This window comes from Falsiroseomonas oryziterrae (assembly GCF_021864505.1).
Taxonomy (GTDB): Bacteria; Pseudomonadota; Alphaproteobacteria; order Acetobacterales; family Acetobacteraceae; genus Falsiroseomonas; species Falsiroseomonas oryziterrae.
In genome coordinates this window covers 1-5,774 of the sequence record NZ_JAKJIB010000273.1, presented here as the reverse complement: position 1 = coordinate 5,774, position 5,774 = coordinate 1, and the positions used below count along the sequence as shown (strand labels likewise).

At 74.3% G+C, this 5,774-nt stretch carries 8 protein-coding genes; 2 read left to right on the top strand and 6 right to left on the bottom strand.

All coding sequences use genetic code 11. From position 1 onward, the window contains the following. The 3 genes from L2I40_RS17910 to L2I40_RS17900 form a co-directional block, all read right to left on the bottom strand. Positions 1-978 (bottom strand): AAA family ATPase (locus tag L2I40_RS17910; RefSeq protein WP_237216555.1); only part of this gene is annotated, 978 nt, incomplete at its 3' end. Positions 979-989: 11 nt separating this feature from the next. Further along, complete coding sequence (locus L2I40_RS17905) at positions 990-1,598, bottom strand: DsbA family protein (protein ID WP_237216554.1); 609 nt, start codon at positions 1,596-1,598, stop codon at positions 990-992. A 42-nt stretch (positions 1,599-1,640) separates the two neighbouring features. Further along, the gene (locus tag L2I40_RS17900; RefSeq protein WP_237216553.1) at positions 1,641-2,105 is read right to left on the bottom strand and encodes a DUF721 domain-containing protein; all 465 of its coding nucleotides are present in this window, start codon (positions 2,103-2,105) and stop codon (positions 1,641-1,643) included. Positions 2,106-2,107: 2 nt separating this feature from the next. On the opposite strand from L2I40_RS17900, the gene L2I40_RS17895 reads away from it, so the two are divergent. Next, complete coding sequence (locus L2I40_RS17895) at positions 2,108-3,181, top strand: A/G-specific adenine glycosylase (protein WP_237216552.1); 1,074 nt, start codon at positions 2,108-2,110, stop codon at positions 3,179-3,181. A gap of 11 nt (positions 3,182-3,192) precedes the next feature. Next, positions 3,193-3,711, top strand: coding sequence for a biotin transporter BioY (locus tag L2I40_RS17890; protein WP_237216551.1), 519 nt, complete (start codon positions 3,193-3,195; stop codon positions 3,709-3,711). Here the strand turns inward: L2I40_RS17890 and L2I40_RS24585 are convergent. The 3 genes from L2I40_RS24585 to L2I40_RS17875 all read right to left on the bottom strand — a co-directional run. Beyond that, complete coding sequence (locus tag L2I40_RS24585; protein WP_372491076.1) at positions 3,647-4,198, bottom strand: AAA family ATPase; 552 nt, start codon at positions 4,196-4,198, stop codon at positions 3,647-3,649. The genes L2I40_RS17890 and L2I40_RS24585 overlap by 65 nt on opposite strands. Positions 4,199-4,203: 5 nt before the next feature. Further along, positions 4,204-5,292: a site-specific DNA-methyltransferase gene (locus L2I40_RS17880; RefSeq protein ID WP_237216556.1), complete on the bottom strand. Its 1,089-nt coding sequence runs from the start codon at positions 5,290-5,292 to the stop codon at positions 4,204-4,206. A gap of 91 nt (positions 5,293-5,383) precedes the next feature. After that, the coding region (locus L2I40_RS17875) for a ribonuclease HII (RefSeq protein ID WP_237216549.1) at positions 5,384-5,774 on the bottom strand (391 nt) is incomplete at its 5' end.

Genomic DNA, 5,774 nt, shown 5'->3' with positions numbered 1-5,774 from the left:
GGCGGGCAGCGCCTGTTCGGCCGCATGCGCGCGGCGGGCGGCGCCCTCAGCCTCGAACTCGGCGTCACCGGTCGCGGCGCGGGCGCGGGCGAAGGCCTCCTTCGCCTCGGCCAGCGCGGCTTGGGCGCGGGCGCGCAGGATCGCCAGCCACTCGACCTCCGCGGCGCGCACGAAGCCCGAGATGTTGCGGTAGCGCGCCGCCTGGCGCGCCTGGCGCTGCAGCCCCTGCCGCGCGCCCTCCATCTCGCTCAGCAGGTCCTCGGCGCGCGAGAGGTTGGTCTCCGCCTGGCGCAGCTTGAGTTCCGCCTCGTGCCGGCGCGCGCGCAGACCGGCGATGCCGGCCGCTTCCTCGAGCACCGCGCGGCGATCCTCGGGCTTGGCCTGGATCAGCGCCGCGACGCGGCCCTGGCTGACCATGGCGGAGGAACGCGCGCCCGATCCGATGTCGGCGAACATGGTCTGCACGTCGCGCGCGCGCAGTTCCTTGCCGTTGACGCGGAAGGCGGAACCGGCGCCGCGCTCGATCTTTCGCGCGATCTCGAGATCCGCCACCTCGGCATTGGGCGGGGGCGCGAGGCCGAGCGCCTCCTCGAGCGTCAGCGTCACCTCGGCGAAGTTGCGGGAGGCGCGGGTCGCCGTGCCGGCGAAGATCACGTCCTCCATCTCGCCACCGCGCATGGTCCTCGCGTTGGTCTCGCCCATCGCCCAGCGCAGCGCCTCGACGATGTTGGACTTGCCGCAGCCGTTGGGGCCGACGATGCCGGTGAGGCCGGGCATCACCTCCACCAGCGTCGGCTCGGCGAAGGACTTGAAGCCGGCGATGCGGAGCCGCGTCAGCCGCGCGCTGCGCGCCGCCTCGACCTGGGCCTCGGTCCGGCCTTCGGCCGCGGGCGCCTCGGTGCGGCCGGGCTCCTGCTGCGCCTGCTGGTCTTCCTGCTGCGCCGCGTCGCCGGCGACGGGCGCCCCTGCCGCGTCCATCTCCATGGAGGTCAGCGCGTCTCGGCGACGATGGCGGCGAAGCGGTCGAAGGGCATGTTGCCGGGCACGACGCGGCTGCCGAAGACGAAGGTCGGCGTGGAGTTGACGTTGTGCTGCTGCTGGCCCGCGAGGCGCATCTCGAGGATGCCGCGCCCGAGCGCCTGGTCGGTGATGGTCGCGTCGAAGGCCTCACGCGACATTCCGGCGAGTGCCGCCATGCGGGCGAGTTCGGTCCGCGGGTCGGAATTGCGCGCGAAGGCCCAGCGGTCCTGCGTCTGGAACAGGGTGGAGATGAAGCCTTCGTAGCGATCGGGCGGCAGGGCGCGGGCGACCATCGCGGCCATCAGCGCGGTCTGGTCGAGCGGGAAGTCGCGCCAGATCATCCGCACCCGGCCGGTGTCCACGAGGTCGCGCTTCACCCGCGGCCAGGTGTCGCGGTGGAAGGCGGCGCAATGACCGCAGGTGAGGGAGAAGTACTCCTGCACCGTCACCGGGGCGTCGGGGCGGCCGACGCTGCGCTCCGCCAGGCGGGGGTCGGCCTCGGGCGCGGCCTGCTGGGCCAGGGCGGCGCCGGGCAGGGCAAGGGCGGCCAGGGCGAGGACGGAACGGCGAGGGGTCATTCAGTCGGACTCCGGCGCTGGGCTGGGACTCGGGGGGAGACCCTAGCATTTCCGATAGACGCGGCCCGCCAGCTTTTCCAGGGCTTGACGAAGCTCGCCATCCGGCAGGTCGGACAGCCGCTCGCGCACCGGAGTCGGAACGGCCGCGGGCGGGGCGGGCGGGGGGGGCGGGCGCGCGCCAGGGGGCCCGGCCTGCTGGACGAAGCGCAGCCGCTCCACCGCCGCGCGGCCGAGCTGGCCGTTGATGCGGGCGATCAGCTCCGGGGCGAGGTGCTGCAGTTCCATCGCGATCGGGCCGGAGCAGGCCAGCGTCAGCGTGCCGGCCGACAGCCGCACCGGCGTGGTCACCGCCGCCAGCGCCGGCCCGACGATCTGGGCCCAGTCGGCCAGCACCTGGGCGCCGGCCGGGCTGCGCTTGCGGAAGGCCGGGCGGGTGACAGCTGGGATCAGGGTGCCGATCGGCAGGGGGGCTCCCGGGAATCGCCGTCCGTCCCCATCCTTGGTCACCCGTGCTGCCTCCCGCTCAAGACCTGCTCGCCTGGTACGACCGCCACCGCCGCGCCCTGCCCTGGCGCGACGGATCGGGACCGCCCGACCCATACCGCGTCTGGCTGTCCGAGGTCATGCTCCAGCAGACCACGGTCGCCGCGGTCGGGCCGCGCTACGCGCGGTTCCTGGCGCGCTTCCCGGACGTCCACGCCCTGGCGCGCGCGCCGTGGGAGGAGGTGGCGGAGGAATGGGCCGGGCTCGGCTACTACGCCCGCGCCCGCAACCTGCATGCGGGTGCGAAGGCGCTGGCGGCGCGCAACCGGTTCCCCGACACGGTGGAGGATCTCCGCGCCATTCCCGGCATCGGCCCCTACACGGCGGCGGCGGTGGCGGCGATCGCCTTCAGCCGCGCCGTGGTGCCGACCGACGGCAATGTGGAGCGCGTGACGGCGCGGGTGCATGCGGAGGAGGCGCCGCTGCCCGGCGCGAAGAAGCGGCTCGACGCGCTGGCGCAGCGCTGGATGGATCAGGACGCGGCGCGCGCACGCCCCGGCGACTTCGCACAGGCGCTGTTCGACCTCGGCGCGACCATCTGCACGCCGAAGCGCGCGGCCTGCGCGCTCTGTCCCTGGCACGAGTGCTGCGCGGCACGACGCCAGGGCATCCAGGAGACGCTGCCGCGAAAGGCGCCCAAGGCCGCGCGGCCGACGCGGCACGGCGTGCATTTCCTGGTCGAGGACGGCGCGGGCCGCATCCTGGTGCGCCGCCGGCCGGAGCGCGGGCTGCTCGGCGGCATGCTGGAGGTGCCCGGCACGCCCTGGCGCGACGACACCTGGGCCCGCGCCGAGGCGCTGACCCATGCGCCGCTCGCCGGGCTGCGCTGGACCGCGCTGCGCGGCGAGGCGCAGCACGGCTTCACCCATTTCGAGCTTCGCATGACGCTGCTGCGCGCGCGTCATCCCGGCGCGGCGCCGGAGGGCTGCGCCTGGATGGCACGCGACGCGGCGCAGGCGGCGATGCCCACGGTCATGCGCCGGCTGCTCGCCCTGCTGGACAACGAGGCCACGCCGGCCGAAGAGGCGCGCCGGAGATGAAGGATCGTCCGATGACCCTCGCCCTTCCCGTACCGCGCGGCGCGCTGCGCTTCGCATCGCTCGCCGTGCTCGGCTCCTGGCTGCTCGCGGCCTCGGCGCAGGTCACGCTGCCGATGTGGCCGGTGCCGGCGACGCTGCAGAGCATGGCCGTGCTGCTGCTCGGCGCGGCGGGCGGGCCGGCGCTGGGCGTGGCGGCGGTCGGCGCCTACCTGGCGCAGGGGATCGCGGGGCTGCCTTTCTTCGCGGGCGGCGTGGCCGGGCCGGGGGTGCTGGCCGGGCCGACGGCGGGCTACCTGCTCGGCTTCCTTCTCGCCGCCTGGGTGGCGGGCTTCGCGCGCGGGCTCGTCTGGTGGCGCCAGGGCCTCGTGCTGCTCGGCGCGCATCTGCTGCTCTTCGCGCCGGGCGTGGCGTGGCTGGCCGGGTTCGTCGGCCTGGAGCGGGCCGTGCAGGCCGGCTTCGTCGTGTTCATCCCCGGCACGCTGGTGAAGACCGCCGCGGCACTCGCGCTGCTGCGCGCGCTGAAGCGCTGATCGGCGACCATGGCCGGCGGGCCGGAGGCGACGAGGCGCGGCTCGGCCAGCCCCGTGTCGAGGATCCTCCACAGGTCGCAACGCGCGGCGTAGGTGGTGAAATTGATGCAGGCGCGCGGGAAGCGGCGGCGCGCAGCGCGACCTCGATGTCGGGCAGGATGCAGAAGAGGAGGTTCACGGCAAAACCGGCCCTCTTCGCGGCGCCCAGGGTCCGCAGATGGGTGCGGCCGGCGAGCGTCGTTTCCCGCGCGAAGTTGCGGCGGGCGGCGATGTTCTCCGCGCTGCGCGTCAGCACGGCGCGCGTCGCGGCGGCGGCCGTCTCGGCATCGGGCGTCGGCGTCGGCGGCGAGAAGCCGCGTGCGATCTCGTCGAGATTCACGAAACGCTCGGTGCCGGCGACGCTCCTCAGGTAGCGTCGTGCATGGGTCGTCTTGCCGACACCTTCCGGTCCGGCGATCAGCCAGAGGACCGGCCTCGCCTCAGCCACCTTCGCTACGCCCCTTGGGCCACCGCCTCCGTCCGCAACTCGTCGAGCAGCCGGAGCCGTCCGTCGCGCGTCTCGAGGAACCAGAAGGTCCAGCCGTTGCAGGACGGCGCCGCCTGCAGTTCGGCACCGACCTTGTGGATCGAGCCGACCACGGCGTCGCAGCGCAGCGTCCCGTCCGCGCCGACCACGGCGCGCCAGCGGCGATGCCGGTCGGTCAGCGTCGAGCCCGCGGGAACCAGCCCGCGTTCCACCAGCACGCCGAAGGCGATGCGCGGCTGCTCGCGCTTCGACGGCAGGGCGAGCGCGGCGGATTCCGCCAGCGGCTCCACCGCCGCGATGCGCTCGCGCGCGGCGGCCGCGTAGCCTTCTTCGCGCTCGATGCCGATGAAGCGGCGGCCGAGCCGGCGCGCCACGGCGGCGGTGGTGCCGGAGCCGAGAAAGGGATCGAGCACCACCTCGCCCGGCTGCGTGCAGCTCAGGATCACGCGGTGCAGCAGCGCCTCGGGCTTCTGCGTCGGGTGCAGCTTCGACCCGTCGGCGCCGCGCAGCCGCTCATGCCCGGTGCAGAGCGGGATGAACCAGTCGCTCCGCATCTGCAGGTCGTCGTTCAGCGCCTTCATGGCCTGGTAGTTGAAGCGGTAGCGGCTCTCCGGCCCACGCGCGGCCCAGATCAGCGTCTCATGCGCGTTGGTGAAGCGCCGGCCCCGGAAATTCGGCATCGGGTTGGACTTGCGCCAGATGACGTCGTTGAGGATCCAGAAGCCGAGATCCTGCAGCGCGGTGCCGAGGCGGAAGACGTTGTGGTAGCTGCCGATCACCCAGAGTGTGCCGTCCTTGCGCAGCACGCGGCGGCATTCGGCCAGCCATTCGCGGGTGAAGGCGTCGTAGGCGGCGAAATCCTCGAAGCGGTCCCAGTCGTCGTCCACCGCATCCACGACGGAGCTGTCGGGACGGCGCAGCTCGCCCTTGAGCTGGAGGTTGTAGGGCGGGTCGGCGAAGACGGCGTGGACCGAGGCCGGCGGCAGGGACCGCAGCATCTCGATGCAGTCGCCGACCAGCACCTGGTCGAGCGTCAGGTCGAGACCCGTTCCCATCGTTGCGGCCACGCGCTCCCCGCGAATCGGCGGGCACCATGCGCGGGCGGGACTCGCCGCGTCAACCAACCCGGTCGCGACGGGGACGGGTTCAGAGGGCGAGTGTCGCCTGGTCCACAGGCCCGAAGCCGCGCCGGTGGTGGGGCGTCGGGCCGAGCCGGGCGAGCGCCGCGCGGTGCGAGGCGGTCGGATAGCCCTGATGCGCGGCGAAGCCGTAGCCCGGCCAGCGCGCGTCGAGCCGCGCCATGGCGCGGTCGCGGGTGACCTTGGCGAGGATCGAGGCGGCGGCGATGGAGAGGCTCGCCGCGTCGCCGCCCACCACGCAGCGCACGGCGCAGGGCAGTGCGGGCGGCTGGTTGCCGTCCACCAGGGCGAGGTCGGGCGGCGTGGGGAGGCGCGCCAGGGCGCGCGCCATGGCGAGCTGGGTGGCGCGCAGGATGTTCAGCCGGCCGATCTCGGCGGCCGACGCCGCGGCGATCCCG

What these genes read in the sequence shown, in the direction of transcription:
- L2I40_RS17905 (WP_237216554.1), bottom strand. Translation starts at nt 1,598, where the DNA reads ATGACCCCTCGCCGTTCCGTCCTCGCCCTGGCCGCCCTTGCCCTGCCC.
- L2I40_RS17890 (WP_237216551.1), top strand. Translation starts at nt 3,193, where the DNA reads ATGACCCTCGCCCTTCCCGTACCGCGCGGCGCGCTGCGCTTCGCATCG.
- L2I40_RS17880 (WP_237216556.1), bottom strand. Translation starts at nt 5,292, where the DNA reads ATGGGAACGGGTCTCGACCTGACGCTCGACCAGGTGCTGGTCGGCGAC.